This is a genomic window from Chryseobacterium oryzae (assembly GCF_022811665.1).
Classification (GTDB): Bacteria; Bacteroidota; Bacteroidia; order Flavobacteriales; family Weeksellaceae; genus Chryseobacterium; species Chryseobacterium oryzae.
In genome coordinates, this window is the sequence record NZ_CP094529.1 from 73,067 (window position 1) to 88,802 (window position 15,736).

Below are 15,736 nucleotides of genomic sequence, written 5' to 3' on the forward strand. Positions count from 1 at the left end.
TTAATCTAAATTCAAATTTCTTTGTAGTAAATCTTCCTGACGCATTCGCCGGAAAATATTTGCCAAAGTTAATACATCTTTTTCACAATAATCAATTATTCTCTGCAAGTCTTTTTCTATGTAGTAAATTGATGAAACCATTGAGCCATCAATATCATCTTTAGGGGTTGGAATTCCAAAAACATGGGCTAAAAGCTCTAAAGAAACAAAACTTTTATAATCCCCGAATTTCCAGAGTTCCATTGTATCTATGTGAGGGATTTCCCAAGGTTTTTTACCAAACATCTGAAATGGATAAGGCGGTTGCATTCCGTTGATAAGAAAACGTCTTGAGATCCAAGGGAAATCGAATTCTTTTCCGTTGTGAGCACAAAGAATGACTTCCCGAAGTCTTGGGCTGTTAAAAATTTCTCCAAATTCAAGCAATATTTTTTTCTCGTCATCTCCAGCAAAACTTTTTATTTTTAAAGTTTCATTCTTCTCCAGCATACCAATGCTAATGCAGATAATTTTGCCAAATTCTGCCATTATTCCTGCTTTCTCATAAAAATCCTCAGCAGAAATTTCATCTTTACGCTGATATTTGGTTTTTTTGTCCCACAAAGCTTTCTCAGTTTCGGGAATTTCTTGCCAGTTTCCGTATAAAGGAACGGTTTCTATATCAAGAAATAAAACTTTTTCTAAAGGAATATTTTGTATCATATTTGTGTTTTAAAAATTTAGCTTTAACCTACTTGAAGCCCATTTTTTACAGGCAAAGACGGACTTAAAAGGGTGACATTTTTTACATCCTCTCCGTAAACGCCCAAAACAAGGCATTCGCTGAAGAAATTGGCAATTTGCTTTTTAGGAAAATTTACTACAGCTAAAATCTGTTTTCCTATCAATTCTTCTTTTGAATATAGAGAAGTAATTTGCGCAGCAGATTTTTTAATTCCTAAATCTCCAAAATCAATTTCAACCTGATAGGATGGGTTTCTTGCTTTCTCGAAATCTTTGGCAGAAATAATGGTTCCGCTACGGATGTCTAATCTCTCAAAATCCTGCCAGGAAATTTCAGGCTTTATACTCATTATTAGCTAATTGTTTGTGGTGTCTGTTTACACAAAAGTATAAAAAGACGTATAAAATTAGCAAAAAACAGCTTTAAAAAGTAACGAAAAGTTTTAACTTTACTAAAAACACAGCGATATGTTGATAAAAATTTATGGAAGTGCCATCTTCGGAGTTTCAGCTCAAACCATCACCATAGAAGTGAATGTAGATACTGGTGGAGTTGGTTATCATCTTGTTGGTTTACCAGATAATGCCATTAAAGAAAGCAGTTACAGAATTTCTGCTGCATTAAAAAATGTAGGCTACAAAATTCCTGGAAAGAAAATTACGATTAATATGGCTCCCGCAGATTTGCGGAAAGAAGGTGCTGCGTATGATTTGAGTATTGCTATGGGCATTCTGGTAGCTTCAGACCAAATTGTTGCAGAGAATGTACAAGATTATATTATTATGGGTGAACTTTCTTTGGACGGGAGCCTTCAACCTATAAAAGGGGTTTTGCCAATTGCCATTCAGGCTCGGGAAGAAGGTTTTAAAGGAATTATTTTACCAAAACAAAATACTAGAGAAGCTGCAATTGTAAATAATCTTGAGGTATATGGAGTTGAAAATATTAAAGAGGTTATTGATTTTTTTAATGAGGGGAAAGCTTTAGAAAAAACCGTTTTAGATACAAGAAAAGAATTCCAGGAAAAAATTAATCAGTTTCCTTTTGATTTTTCTGAAGTTAAAGGTCAGGAAACAGCCAAAAGAGCAATGGAAGTTGCTGCAGCAGGAGGCCACAACATTATACTCATCGGTCCTCCCGGAAGTGGAAAAACGATGCTCGCCAAAAGAGTTCCGAGTATTTTGCCTCCGCTCACCTTAAAAGAAGCTTTAGAGACTACAAAAATACATTCTGTTGCCGGAAAAATGGGTGCAGAAACATCATTAATGACGGTTCGTCCTTTTCGTAGCCCTCACCACACGATTTCGGATGTAGCCCTTGTGGGCGGCGGAAGTTATCCTCAACCCGGAGAGATTTCTTTGGCTCACAACGGAGTTTTATTTCTTGATGAAATGCCGGAATTTAAAAGAACCGTTCTTGAAGTGATGAGACAACCTCTTGAAGACCGGGAGGTAACCATTTCGAGAGCTAGATTTACGGTAAATTATCCTTCAAGTTTTATGCTGGTTGCCTCGATGAATCCAAGTCCCAGCGGTTATTTTCCGGATGATCCCAACAATACTTCTTCTGCGTTTGAAATGCAGCGGTATATGAATAAACTTTCGGGACCGCTGTTAGACAGAATTGATATTCATGTAGAGGTGCAGAAAGTAGAATTTGAGCAACTTGCAGAAAAACGGAAAGGTGAAAAAAGTGAAGATATACGGAAACGTGTTTTAATCGCACGTGAAATTCAAAATGAACGATATAAAGATTTAAAAATCAGTTATAACGCTCAAATAGGATCTCGCGAGATTGAACAGTTTTGCGAACTTGATGATGCTTCGTTTCAACTTATCAAAATGGCGATGGACAAGCTTAATCTTTCAGCAAGAGCTTACGACAGGATTTTAAAAGTTGCCAGAACAATTGCTGATCTTGAAGAATCTGAAAATATTTTATCACATCATATTTCGGAAGCCATACAGTACAGAAGTCTAGATCGGGAATTTTGGAATGTTTAATAAATATTTAATACATATTAGCTTCCAGAAATTTGATACCAATAGGTGCCATCCGATTGAAGGCAAACTGTAGAGGTTATGTTTATACTGTTTTGAGAGCCTGTAGATTTCATTATTTTGGGTGTTGTGTTAGTAGTTACGATTGTGTCTGTAGTTCCAACATTCATGATATGAAGAATTCTTCCAATATTCGTGCTTGAGGGATCGGGTAATGTAATTGTAATATTACTATTAGAATTTTTAATAATGGTATAATCTGAATCCGTAATAGTATAATCTGAACTTATGGTTTTAATAGACATACTAACGCTTCCAGCAACTTGGAGAGAACTGTTAGGAGTAGTTGTTCCAATCCCAATCTTTGTAGAAGCTGTCGCATTATTTATACCATTTATAGACCCTAAAACCAAAGAGTTGCTTGCCTCAACTCTAGAGTTTTGTCCTATAGCAGTGGCGTTAGAAAGGGTATCTGCAACGTCAGAATTTGTCCCAATAGTGGTATTGCCATTACCAGTCTTGTTAGAGTATGCGGTGTTATATCCTACTGCAACATTATCTTGACCAGAGAGAGAGGTTCCGCTGGAGGATCCAATCATGGTATTGTTGGCTGTAGAGGAACTTGCGCTTGATGCTGATAGAGCAGCATAACCCAAAGCTGTATTATTAGAGCCTTTCGCAAATTGTCCTGTGCTATTGCCTAAATATGTATTTTGTGCACTATTCCCAGCAGAAGCACCACTGTTGACACCAATCATGGTATTGTTATTACTACTGTTTTGAGAACCTGCACTTTCACCAATCAGTATATTGCCGTTGCCAGACAATGTATTTCCAGCAGATGCACCAAGGAGAATATTTTGATTTCCATGAGCTCTGGCACCAGCCTGCGAGCCAATCGCTATATTATTATTCATGCCACTATCGGTATTGTTAAAGGCTTGATTACCAATGGCAATATTGCCGCTACCTGTGCTTATGTTGTTTGCGGTACTTTCTCCAATAAAAATATTTTGGCTGCCGCTAGATAAGACTCTGCCAGAATAATATCCAATAACGGTATTGCTACCGCCAGTCATGTAAGCCGCTGCGTTTTGTGCGCCCAAAATAACGGCACCAGAGGCATTAATATTGTTGCCAGATCCTGCTCCAAATACTGTACTGTTGCTAAGGTTGGCATTGGTAGATTCGGAATCATAACCAATTATGGTATTGTTAACATCAATTCTCCCAGAACGGTTATTGTAGATCTTAAATTTGAGAGGATTACTGTCATTGGTCCCAATGTAGTTGGTTGCTGCAGATGTACCAGAATTTCCTGTTGTGCTCCAACTGCTTGTAGAAAGTGGGGTTACACGTACCCAAACAGTATCATTCCAGTAATGGAATCCTTGAAAATAAGGAGAAGCATCTGTAATTAGATAGACTAACTGACCATTAGTAGAGCCATTAGTAGATAAAGAATTTACACGAGGAACTAAAATACCGTCATTAGAAGTAACCGTACCAAGATGATTTTTTGCTCTTATATCTAGTGTAGATTCTGGGGTTGTAGTATTTATACCCACTTGTGAAAATAGATTTACAGAAATCATTAAGCACGCAGCTATTGATAAATTTTTATTTTTCATCCCTTTGTTTTTTAGTATAATAATTCAAAAATAAAAAAAATATATATTGTTTGTTACTTTAATTATTGAAAAGTATTTTATCTTTTAAACACACGAATGTTTAATAAAAAAACCGCAAAATTAAATTTTGCGGTTTAAATAGATATTTTTTAAAATATTATTTTTTCTTTTTTGCAGGGGTAGCTGTTTTTATTTTAGAAGCACCTGCATCAGCAGGAGTATTTTCATCTCTTACCAATTTCAATTCATCTACTAATCTTCTTGCACCTGCAAATTTATCAATCGTCCAAAGAACAAATCTAATATCAACATTAATTGTTTTTTGCCACTCTTTCTCGAAAACAATATCGCCACTTAAAGCTTCACTGTTCCCGTCAAAAGCAATACCAATAAGGTTACCTTCTCCATCAATTACCGGAGAACCAGAGTTACCTCCTGTAATATCATTATTAGATAAGAAATTTACAGGCATATATCCCGCTTTGTCTGCATATTGTCCGTAATCTTTAGCGTTATTAAGCGCAATAAGTCTTTGCGGTAAATCGAATTCTTCATCACCAGCTTTGTATTTTGCCACTAAACCGTTCATATCGGTATAATAGTTATCTGTAATACCATGATAATCTCTATCATTTCTCATTGGAAGAGTATCTACAGAACCGTATGTTAATCTCATTGTAGAATTAGCATCCGGATAGAATTTTTTCTCTGGCTGAGCTTTTCTCAAACCATCTAAAAACAGACGGTTGTTTTTTGCGAAGAAATCATCAACCAAAATAAATTTGTCGCTATAATACTTTTGGTCTGTTACAATACCTCTGGCAATTTTTAATAGTGGATCTGCATCCAGTTTCAAACGGTCAGGGTTGGCAATAAAATTACTTACAGAAGTTTTATTGGCAAAAATTGAAGAAAATGCAATATTAGAAAGAGTGGATGCATTAAGTTCCATTAAAGTTGGAGATGCAACTTCTTTATTTACTCTTGTCTGATAAAGATTTACCATAGAATTCAACATTTCTCCTTCAAGATCTGTATTGATGTTTTCATAAGTAGTCTTTACAGCTTCTTCCAGTTTTGGTTTCATAGCAAGTCTTCCTGCCATATCCTGTTTAGCATACGCATCTAGCATTGATGAAAGCTGATATGCAAGAGAAATATATTTAGCATTTCTTGTTAATAAAGAAGAATACATTTTTTCCACATTTCTGTCCGAAACCTGTTTGTAATATTCTCTTATGTTTTCTAAAACTCCATCGTACATTTCGTTTCCAGGCTGTAATGCCCAGTTTGCATAAACTTTTTCAAGATTCTGCTTATCTTCAATAGTTCCGTTTTTGTTTACGGCATCAATAGTTCCTTGTCTGTTTTTCCAATAATTGGCAACACTTGCATATTGAGAAGCGTAATTAAGCTGAGTTGCTTTATCTTTATCCATGTACTTCTTCATTACATCCATTGCCATTTTAGAACCTTCAACCCAAGCTGGGTAGTCTTTGGTTACCATTTGTTGGATTCCGTAAGATGTTAAATAACGGTTGGTTCTTCCCGGATAGCCTAAAATCATCGCAAAATCCCCAGGTTTTACTCCTTTAAGAGAAACCGGAAGATAATGTTTAGGTTTCAAAGGAACGTTTGTAGGCTTGTATTCGGAAGGATTTCCCGCAGCATCTGCATATACTCTGAAAACAGTAAAATCTCCTGTATGTCTTGGCCATTCCCAGTTGTCTGTATCGCCACCAAATTTTCCGATTGAGGATGGTGGTGCACCTACTAATCTGATATCTTTATAATCTTGGTATACAAAATAATAAAATTCGTTTCCGTTGAAAAAATCTTTTACAATTACAGTGTACTTTCCGTTTTCAGAATTTTCTGTCTGAATTGCTTTGGTTTCCGCATCAATTACTGCCTTTCTTTGGGCACCCGTCATGTCATTATTCAGTTTAGAATTAATTCTCTGCGTAGCATCATCCATTCTAACCAAAAATCTTACATACAAATCTTTAGCATTAAACTCATCTTTGTCTTTCATTGCCCAAAAACCATTCTTCAGGTAATCTTTTTCCGGGGTAGATGCTGCTGCAACTGCTCCGTAGCCACAGTGGTGATTGGTAAAAATTAAACCTCTGTCTGAAACTATTTCTCCGGTACAAAAACCACCGAAGCTTACAATAGCATCTTTTAAGCTAGAATTGTTTACAGAATAGATTTCTTCAGGAGTTAGATGAAGACCTTCTTTCTGCATATCCACGCCATTTAATCTCTTGATGAGCATCATTAGCCACATCCCTTCGTCTGCCCTCATTTGGACAAAACTCAATAAGAAAGTGAATAGTAAAAATATTCTTTTCATTGTATTAAAAAATTTTTGTGTGGCTAATTTACTAATTTTTGCGGTATTTCAGGTTTAAATGGTATGAAAATGGTTTTCTGCGAATAATGAAAAGGTTTCTTTCTGTTTTTTTCTCCTTCTTTGTTTTTATTTTATTATTGAATTGCCATTCTGTACAGCGGAAAAATGACTATGTCCAAAGACAATGGATGTTGGTTTCTTTTAATCAGTTTAAAAAAGCTGAACTGATAAAAAACAGAGCAGAAGTCAATCTCACATCAGAAATTAAAGACCGGAAAATAAATGGCTCCGCATTTATGGGTTGTAACAGAATTTTCTTTAAAATGGAATTTAAAACCAATAACAGAATCGAAATTTCAGGAATCAGAAGTACGTATATGTCCTGCGAAGCAATGGATTTAGAAACAAAATTTTTACAATCTTTTCAAAAAATGTCTCACTATCACATTGATGGTCATTTTCTTATTTTGAATGATAAGCAGGGAAATACAATAAAGTTTTTGGCAGCAGATTGGGATTAATAAATATCATCAAATTCAGTATTTATAGTTATTTTAAAGTTTTAAAAATAGCTTTCTCTTGGAGAAATGAATGGTTAATTTTCGAGGCTATAATTTGAATAAGAGGCTATGCCTTCGCTGCTTTAATGGTAATTTGTATTTCTTGTATAAAAATGTTATCTTGTGAAACATATAAAATAGGTAGATTTTAATGTTAGAAAAAAAACAGCACAATTACGAAAAATCAGTATTAGTAGGCGTTATTACGCAGCAACAGGACGAAGATAAACTGATAGAATATATGGATGAGCTGGAGTTTCTTGCTTTTACAGCTGGGGCTTCTGTAGATCGCCGTTTCACTCAAAAATTAACTCAGCCAGACTCTAAAACTTTCGTGGGCAGCGGAAAAGTTCAGGAAATTAAAGACTATATAAAAGAAAATGAAATAGGAACTGTCATTTTCGATGATGAGCTTTCACCTTCTCAGCTAAAAAATTTAGAGAGAGAAATGGAAGTTAAAATCTTAGACAGAACCAATCTTATTTTAGATATTTTTGCACAGAGAGCACAAACTTCTTATGCGAGAACTCAGGTGGAATTAGCTCAGTATCAGTATCTTCTTCCCAGATTAACAAGAATGTGGACTCACCTTGAAAGACAGAAAGGAGGTATCGGGATGAGAGGTCCCGGAGAAACCGAAATCGAGACAGACCGAAGAATTATCCGCGACAGGATTACTTTGCTAAAAGAAAAGCTGAAAACCATCGACAAGCAAATGGCTACCCAAAGAAACAACCGCGGAAAAGTGGTGCGTGTTGCTTTGGTTGGGTATACCAATGTGGGTAAATCTACCCTGATGAATGCTTTATCGAAGTCTGAAGTTTTTGCTGAAAATAAATTATTCGCAACACTGGATACTACGGTAAGAAAAGTAGTTATCGGAAACCTGCCTTTTCTTCTTACGGACACGGTAGGATTTATTCGTAAACTTCCTACACAGTTGGTAGAATCTTTCAAATCTACATTGGATGAAGTTCGTGAAGCGGATCTTCTTATTCATGTTGTGGATATTTCGCATGAAAGTTTTGAAGATCATATCGAATCTGTTAATCAGATTTTAATGGAAATCAATGCCCATCAAAAACCGATGATTATGGTTTTTAATAAAATTGATGATTTCAGCTACGAAAAGAAAGACGAAGATGATCTTACCCCAAGTTCTAAAAAGAATATCTCTCTGGAAGAATGGAAAAATACTTGGATGGCAAAATCTAAACATCCAACCGTATTTATTTCTGCACTTACCAAAGAGAACTTCCCGGAAATGAAGAGAATGATTTATGATGAAGTAATGAAAATTCATATTTCCAGATTTCCTTACAACGATTTCCTTTTCGAATATTTTGATAATGATGAGGAAGAAAACGAAAACAACAAGTAATGAAATGTAAAATTTTCTTCCTTTTGCTAATGATTCCTTTTTTGGGAATTGCCCAAATGAAACTCAATTTAAAAGAAATTGAGAAAGATTTAGGTAATTCCAAATCTCAGTATAATTACGAGAAACTGATATTCAAATTTAAAGGATATCCCAAGTCATTAGACAGCATCGAAGCCCAACATTTGTACTATGGTAGAAATTTTTTAAAAACAAAAGTTTCTGTAACCGATGAGGATTTTAAAAATCTTGCAGACGCTTTTAAAAGCGGAAATTTTGAAGAATGTATTAAATTAGGGAAAATTTTATACGAAAAAGACCCTACAAATCTAGATGTTATTCTTATACTTCTCAGAGCATACGATTTTACGAAAGATGCAGGAAATTTTGTGCATCACCTTAATCAGCTACGGTTACTTACAGAAGCAATAAAGGATTCTGGGGACGGAAAAACTGAGAAAACGCCTTACATCGTAAATTCTGTCGGAGATGAATACATTCTGCTGAATGTTTTAAATGTTGGAAAAGATTTTACAAGGAATTCCACAACCTATAAAGATTCGGTAGTTGATGTTTGGTCTAGAGATGATCAAAAAATTTACATCAAAGTTCTCTATTTAAATTTTTAATATTAATCAAATAACTATTTAACAAAACTTAATTTTGGAATTATATTATTCTTTTTCAGTACTCATTGTACTCGCTTCTATTTTTGCATACATCAATTACCGTTTTCTAAAACTGCCAAGTACAATTGGGATTATGGTAATTGCCATTGTTGTATCTATTATCCTGGTGTTTTTCGGACAGAGCTTTCTGCCAAAAACATTCAATCATCTAAATAATTTAATGAACAGTATAGATTTTACGGAGGTTCTAATGGGTGCAATGCTTAATTTTCTTCTTTTCGCAGGAGGAATTCATATCAACATCAACGATTTGAAAGAACAGTTGCGGCCCGTCTTGATATTTTCTACAGCCGGAGTCGTAATTTCTACTTTTATTGTCGGTTTTGGAATGTTTTATCTGCTGCCGTTTGTAGGGATAAATATGCCTTTCATTTATTGCCTTTTATTTGGAGCTTTAATATCGCCAACAGATCCTGTAGCTGTTCTAAGTATTTTGAAACAGGCAAATGTATCAAAGTCTTTAGAAACAAAAGTTGCGGGAGAATCTTTATTTAACGACGGGATGGCGGTTGTTGTTTTCACAGTTGTTCTTCAGCTGGCAATTGGGAAAGAAGTAGATTTGGGAATAGAAAGCATTACTCTTCTTTTGCTGAAAGAAGCCGGAGGCGGTTTGCTTCTTGGAGTGGTTTTAGGATACATTACATCCAGACTTATGCGGGAAGTAGACGATTATATTATTTCTGTACTTGTAACTTTAGCAGTCGTAATGGGAGGTTATCTTGTCGCAAGGCAACTTCATATTTCCGGACCGCTTACTATGGTTGCTGCAGGACTTTTTATGGGTAATTTTAATGTTAAATTTAAGATGAAATCGATTACTCAGGATTATTTAATTAAATTCTGGGAACTGATAGATGAAATATTGAATGCAGTTCTTTTCCTGTTCATCGGTTTCGAATTGTTGATGATTAAAGATCTGAACCACTACATTGTTCCTGGGATGATTGGTATTTTGGTGGTTTTGGTGGCACGTTTTATTTCAATTTGGGGACCTACCAAATTTATGTCTTTCAGAACAAGATTTAGTCCGCAGACGATTAAAGTTCTCTTTTGGGGCGGAATTCGAGGCGGGGTTTCTATCGCTTTGGCAATGTCGATCCCTAAAAGTGAAAACAGCAATATTATTTTAAGTATCACTTATTGTGTTGTTGTATTTTCTATTATTGTTCAGGGACTTACCATTGCTAAAGTTGCCAATCCTAAGCAGATTGCCAAAGAAGAGCAGGAAAAAGAAAGTGTTACTTTAGAATAGGTTTGTTAACGGATTGTATTTCAGACATAAATGGTAAATGAAATTAAAAATGCTCTTGCAGAATTAGCTATTCCTGAAAAAGCAGCATTTCTGCCGAAATTTTTCAAAACCGGAAAAGGAGAATATGGTGAAGGCGACTTGTTTTTAGGGATAAAAGTTCCCGACCAGAGAGCGGTTGCGAAAGAATATTATCTGCAATTAAGTTTAAAGCAAATCAGTGAATTGGTGCAATCTCCTTATCATGAACACCGTTTAACCGCTTTGTTTATGCTCGTCTTTAAATACGAAAAAACTAAAGACATAGATGTACAAGCTGAAATCGCCGATTTTTATCTGAATCATTTAAAATATATTAATAATTGGGATCTTGTAGACTCCAGTTGCTACAAAATTCTTGGCAGATATGCTTTTGACACTCAAAATGATGATTTGCTGAGGAAATTGTCTTTGTCTGAAGCAATGTGGCATAAAAGGATTGCGGTTGTAGGAACAATGTATTACATCAAAAAAGGTTTTTTTGAGCTTACCAAAGAATTTGTAATGCACAATTTGCAACATCCACATGATTTGATGCATAAAGCCAACGGATGGCTTCTGAGAGAAATGGGCAAAAAAAATGAAACTGAACTCATTTCGTTTTTAAATAAAAATTATCAAGAGATGCCAAGAACAACGCTTCGCTATTCGATCGAGAAGCTGGATGAGAATCTTCGGCAAAGTTACCTTAAAGGAAGAATATTGTAAAAATAGTCTTCACCAGAGTATGATATACGATAAAACATTATTTTTGCTTTTTTAATTCATTCGATGAAAATTATTATAAAAACTTTTGCTCTTTTTACGGCTCTGCTTTGTTTAACAAGCTGTTTTGATATTTTGGACAAAGTAAATCTTAAAGCCGATGGAAGTGGCGAATATTCTATCATTATAAACGGCAGCAAAAGCAAAACCAGATTGGCTTCTATTGCTAAAATGGAAACCATTAACGGCAAAAAAGTGCCCAAAAAAGCAGAAATTGAAGCGAAAATAAATGAGGCAGCTAAAATTTTTAAAGCCACACCGGGAATTTCTAATGTGAAAACTTCCATGGATTTTGATAATTATATTCTGAAGCTGAGCTGCACATTCAAGAAAATTGAAAATATTAATGCAGGATTGGAGCAGTTAAAAGCAAAAAATATTCTCGGGAAAATGGTTCCTACACAGATTTACAGTCATAACCAGGTTAAAAATATTTTTTCTAAAAATAAGGTGAACACCTTTAAAAGCGATTACGAAAAACTCAGCAAAGCAGACAAAGAGGTCTTCAACGATGCAAGATACGTTTCGGTTTTACAGTTCGAAAACAGCGTAAAATCCCAATCTAATCCTTCTTACCAAATGTCTCCCAACAAAAAAGCATTAAAGCAGGAAGGAAATATTCTGGATTTTATTTTTCAGAAAAAACAAATTCAGAATACCATTCAATTACAGTAATACAGTCAATCATGAAAACTCTATTCTCAAAGACATCGGTTTTATTATTTATTCTTATCAGTACAGTATTTTGGGCTCAAAAAAGCGCAAAACTTCCTGCGGATGCTGTTTTTTATATGGAAATAAATGGCAAACAGCTTAATAAAAAAATAAACTGGGATAAATTTAACCCGATTTTAAAGGAAATCAATAAAAAAGAAGATAAAAAGAATTCGTGGAATGATTACTCGAAGACAGGAATCAGATATGATGCAACTCAGTATCATTATGGAACAATTAACGATTCTGTACAATCTTACACCACGCTTTTTACTTTAGAAAATAAGGATAAGTTTCAGGAGTTCATCAATTCAGTGAAAAAACACGGTTTAGAAGTCAGTAAAAAGAACAATTATTCTTATGTAGATATTGAAAATGACATTTTCGTGGCGTGGAATGATAAAAAGGCTGTCCTAAAATTCATTAATTATAACAAGAAAGAAAAAAATGTTTGGGAAGATAATGCTGAGGTAGATAGTGCAGTTGCGGCAGTAGATACTGTAGCAATAGACAGTGCATATGCAGAAGTAGAAAAACCGTTCGACTATAAAGAAGAAATTGGGTATCTGAAAGACGATATTAAATATCTGAAAGAAAGTATTAAAGAAAATAATGCAGAAATAGCCAAGATTCAAAAAGATATAAAATATCTGCAGAAACACCACAAATACCCGGAAGAAAAGAAAGAAGATTCTGAAACAACCGACAGTAATTATCAGCACGACAGTGCAGAAGTTTCGCCGCCATTATCTCAGGATGATTATTACGGAAGCGATCAATATGAGTTTGATTCGGTGTATCAAAAACAGCAGGATTCTATCAGTATTGTGAGATTTAAAATGCTAAAAAAGTTTGCAGAAAATGATTTCGACGAATATTTCAGTTCTAATCTGGAACTGGATGTAGACAAAAACATGCTCAGCTTCCGAGATGCTAATTCCGATGCTTTTATTTACGCAGATTACGATAAAATTATCTCCAAAGGTTTGTACGATAAGCTTTACAAAGGCTTTAATTTTATGAGTGCTTTGGGGAAACTTTACAGTTCAGATTCTGCTTATAATTTGTATTTTGATAATGAAAAAGTACGTCTTGTAAACAACCACAGAAATAAAAATCCGGAGCTTCAGAAAAGTATTTCGCAGGTTTACAAAGGCAAAAAGAATAAAAAGCTTGCAGCACTTATTAATGATAAAAGTGTAGGGTATTATACAATGAATATCAACGGATACAAGTATTTTGATATGATGTACGATATGATGCAGAATGCCGGAGACGAAAAGTATCAGAAAGAAATTCAGCTGGTAATGGAAACCATTAAGATTGTTCTGGACGAAGAAGCGATTGCAAAAATTGCTCCCGGAAACGGAATTTTTGTACTGAATGAACTTAAAACTAAAAATGTAGAATACACAGATTACACGTATGACGACGACTATAATGAAAAAGAAGTAAAGAAGAATAAAGATATTGTAGTTCCGGATTTCACATTTGCATTTGCTACAGAAAACGAGAAGTATTGGAACAGAGTGTTCGATGTAATTACTAACAACAAAGAAATTGCAAAGAAATTTACAAAAGATGGAGATTTTTATGTGTTTAAAGATGAAAAAAACAAAAATAGCTACATAGACCAGCTGTTTTTTACGGTAAAAGACGGGATTGTTTATTTAACGACTTCCAAAAATACACTTGAGCAGCAAAATCAGTCTGAAATGTCTAAAAAATGGATGAAAGACTCTTCAAAATATCCTTTATCGGGGAGATTAGATATTCAGAAATTGATGTTGGGATTAGATAAAGAATTTAAGAAGAAATCTGAAAGAAAAATGCTTGATGCCGTAAGAAAGAATGTTGGAGAAATGTACTTTAAAACTGAAGTTAAAGACAACAGCATTCAGACCGAGATAAATTACAACATCAGAAACTCCTCCGAAAACAGTCTGATGTATTTCTTCGATCTTTTCGACGAGTTGTATAAAATTTCTGAAGAAGACCAACCAAGCCAGACTTTATAAATGAAGCCGAAAAAAATTGGTCTTGTTCTTATTGTTTTACTTTCTGTAGGAATCTATTTTCTGCTTTATCACAAAGACAAAAGCCTGAAATTTATTCCTGAGAATTCTGATGCCGTTATTTTAATCGACAAAAAAAAACTAATTAGGCAATACATTTCTGCACTTGCAGTTCATCCTTCCGAGTGGTTTGGAAGTCGCAAAAAAGAGCAAAAACAGATTTCAATTTTTAATTCGGGGATTAAAATTCCGGATTATGTACAGATATTTCACCTCAAAAATTCAAAACTGAACGAATGGTACAGTGTTTTTGAAATTGAAAGCCAAGAGAAACTTTCAGCTTTTTTAAAAGAAAGAAAGTTTCAGAATTTAGGAAACAATCTTTACAGAAAAGACTTTTTCTATATTAAAATTGAAAATAATCTGTGTATTGCAGGAACGAGTAAAAACTTAGAAACTATAGGGAAATCTTTTTACGGAAATTCCAGAACCAAAATCCTGAATGCAGATGTGTTTATGGAAGGAGGTGTAGGAAGTGTTGCATTTATTTCTGAAAGCAGAACCAGAAATATTTCCATTGAACTGAAAGATAACAGAATCGAATTCAAAAAAGGGGATGGTTATCAACATTTTCTTTCTTTAATTTCAGAATTGAACAAAGAAAACCTTTTCATAAACGCAGATTTAGACCAAGAAAATCTGTCTTTGTTAAGTAGAATTTTTCCAACTGTTTCTAAGGATTCTCTAAAGATGAATCGTCTTAAAATGAATGCGAAGCTGGAGCTTAAAAATGATACAATAATTACTTATGGCTACGATGAAGACTTCAACGAAGTGCAGAAGCTAAGTTACCAGAAAATTGTACAACCCGAATATTCTGTTCAAATTGACACAAAAAACAGGGACGAAGTCTGGAATTATTTTAAAAATAAAAAATGGCTGAACGATAAAAATGAATTTCTTGCCATTCCGTTTCAGCCAAATACAGCTTTCAAAACCAAAAATGGCATTGAAATAAAATCGGGGCAAAATTCAGCATTGCCAATAACTCATAAAAACAGAAATTTTGTTTTGGTAAAGAACGATCCTTTATTGTTCTCTTTCTTTAAGGGTCTGAATGATTTTAAACTTCTAAAAAATACAGAATACCTTTTCTACGGAAACGATAAGCAAAGTTTTTTTCTTACCTTGAAGTTTAAAGATAAAGAACTTCCCTTAATTCTTCAATAATTTTAAAATGTGCTCACCGGAAATTGTTGTCCTAAAAAACGTTACACACTATTTTTTACATTTTGGTTTTCCTGCGGTAGTAGCATTTTTATTTTACCGTAAAGACTGGAAGAAGGTTTATCTGATTTTTTTAGCCACAATGCTCGTAGATTTGGATCATCTTTTTGCGGATCCCATTTTCGATCCAGACCGCGGAAGCATAGGTTTTCATTTTTTACACTCGTATTATGCAATAGCGGTGTATTTTTTGCTTTTATTTTTCAAAGGAAATCTGAGACTGATTGGGATTGGTCTTTTATTACACATGTTAACAGATTTTCAGGATTTCCAATGGTGGTGCCATTAGAATAAAAGTATTTTTCTATCTGTATTACGGCAGATTACAC

The 15,736-nt window shown here is 34.4% G+C and carries 14 protein-coding genes; 10 read left to right on the forward strand and 4 right to left on the reverse strand.

The window, feature by feature from the left end; all coding sequences use genetic code 11:
- Positions 1 to 702 (reverse strand): 3'-5' exonuclease, encoded by a 702-nt coding sequence (locus MTP08_RS00365; RefSeq protein WP_243576569.1) that lies wholly within the window; start codon positions 700 to 702, stop codon positions 1 to 3.
- Positions 703 to 725: 23 nt separating this feature from the next.
- A complete protein-coding gene (locus MTP08_RS00370) occupies positions 726 to 1,073 on the reverse strand; it encodes a tRNA-binding protein (RefSeq protein ID WP_243576570.1) in 348 nt (115 codons plus the stop codon).
- A 118-nt stretch (positions 1,074 to 1,191) separates the two neighbouring features.
- Here MTP08_RS00370 and MTP08_RS00375 point away from each other — a divergent pair, with 118 nt between their 5' ends.
- Positions 1,192 to 2,727: a YifB family Mg chelatase-like AAA ATPase gene (locus tag MTP08_RS00375; protein ID WP_243576571.1), complete on the forward strand. Its 1,536-nt coding sequence runs from the start codon at positions 1,192 to 1,194 to the stop codon at positions 2,725 to 2,727.
- 17 nt (positions 2,728 to 2,744) lie between these two features.
- Here MTP08_RS00375 and MTP08_RS00380 read toward each other — a convergent pair whose 3' ends face one another.
- Together MTP08_RS00380 and MTP08_RS00385 are read right to left on the reverse strand one after the other, a co-directional pair.
- A complete protein-coding gene (locus MTP08_RS00380) occupies positions 2,745 to 4,292 on the reverse strand; it encodes a hypothetical protein (protein ID WP_243576572.1) in 1,548 nt (515 codons plus the stop codon).
- Positions 4,293 to 4,512: 220 nt separating this feature from the next.
- Complete coding sequence (locus MTP08_RS00385) at positions 4,513 to 6,711, reverse strand: S46 family peptidase (protein WP_243576573.1); 2,199 nt, start codon at positions 6,709 to 6,711, stop codon at positions 4,513 to 4,515.
- 86 nt (positions 6,712 to 6,797) lie between these two features.
- Between MTP08_RS00385 and MTP08_RS00390 the strand changes: the two genes are divergently transcribed.
- From MTP08_RS00390 to MTP08_RS00430, 9 genes are all read left to right on the forward strand, one after another.
- The gene (locus tag MTP08_RS00390; RefSeq protein WP_243576574.1) at positions 6,798 to 7,232 is read left to right on the forward strand and encodes an META domain-containing protein; all 435 of its coding nucleotides are present in this window, start codon (positions 6,798 to 6,800) and stop codon (positions 7,230 to 7,232) included.
- A 190-nt stretch (positions 7,233 to 7,422) separates the two neighbouring features.
- The gene (gene hflX, locus MTP08_RS00395; RefSeq protein ID WP_243576575.1) at positions 7,423 to 8,652 is read left to right on the forward strand and encodes a GTPase HflX; all 1,230 of its coding nucleotides are present in this window, start codon (positions 7,423 to 7,425) and stop codon (positions 8,650 to 8,652) included.
- Entirely contained in the window at positions 8,652 to 9,278 is a 627-nt protein-coding gene (locus tag MTP08_RS00400) for a DUF4919 domain-containing protein (protein WP_243576576.1), read from the forward strand. Before hflX ends, MTP08_RS00400 begins: the two co-directional genes overlap by 1 nt.
- A 34-nt stretch (positions 9,279 to 9,312) precedes the next feature.
- The gene (locus MTP08_RS00405) at positions 9,313 to 10,590 is read left to right on the forward strand and encodes a cation:proton antiporter (protein WP_243576577.1); all 1,278 of its coding nucleotides are present in this window, start codon (positions 9,313 to 9,315) and stop codon (positions 10,588 to 10,590) included.
- Between the two features lie 30 nt (positions 10,591 to 10,620).
- A complete protein-coding gene (locus tag MTP08_RS00410) occupies positions 10,621 to 11,334 on the forward strand; it encodes a DNA alkylation repair protein (RefSeq protein WP_243576578.1) in 714 nt (237 codons plus the stop codon).
- Positions 11,335 to 11,397: 63 nt separating this feature from the next.
- Positions 11,398 to 12,066 (forward strand): hypothetical protein, encoded by a 669-nt coding sequence (locus MTP08_RS00415; RefSeq protein ID WP_243576579.1) that lies wholly within the window; start codon positions 11,398 to 11,400, stop codon positions 12,064 to 12,066.
- Between the two features lie 11 nt (positions 12,067 to 12,077).
- Positions 12,078 to 14,123 (forward strand): hypothetical protein, encoded by a 2,046-nt coding sequence (locus tag MTP08_RS00420; RefSeq protein WP_243576580.1) that lies wholly within the window; start codon positions 12,078 to 12,080, stop codon positions 14,121 to 14,123.
- A complete protein-coding gene (locus MTP08_RS00425; RefSeq protein ID WP_243576581.1) occupies positions 14,124 to 15,350 on the forward strand; it encodes a hypothetical protein in 1,227 nt (408 codons plus the stop codon).
- 7 nt (positions 15,351 to 15,357) lie between these two features.
- The gene (locus tag MTP08_RS00430) at positions 15,358 to 15,696 is read left to right on the forward strand and encodes a DUF6122 family protein (protein ID WP_243576582.1); all 339 of its coding nucleotides are present in this window, start codon (positions 15,358 to 15,360) and stop codon (positions 15,694 to 15,696) included.
- Positions 15,697 to 15,736: the final 40 nt, after the last annotated feature.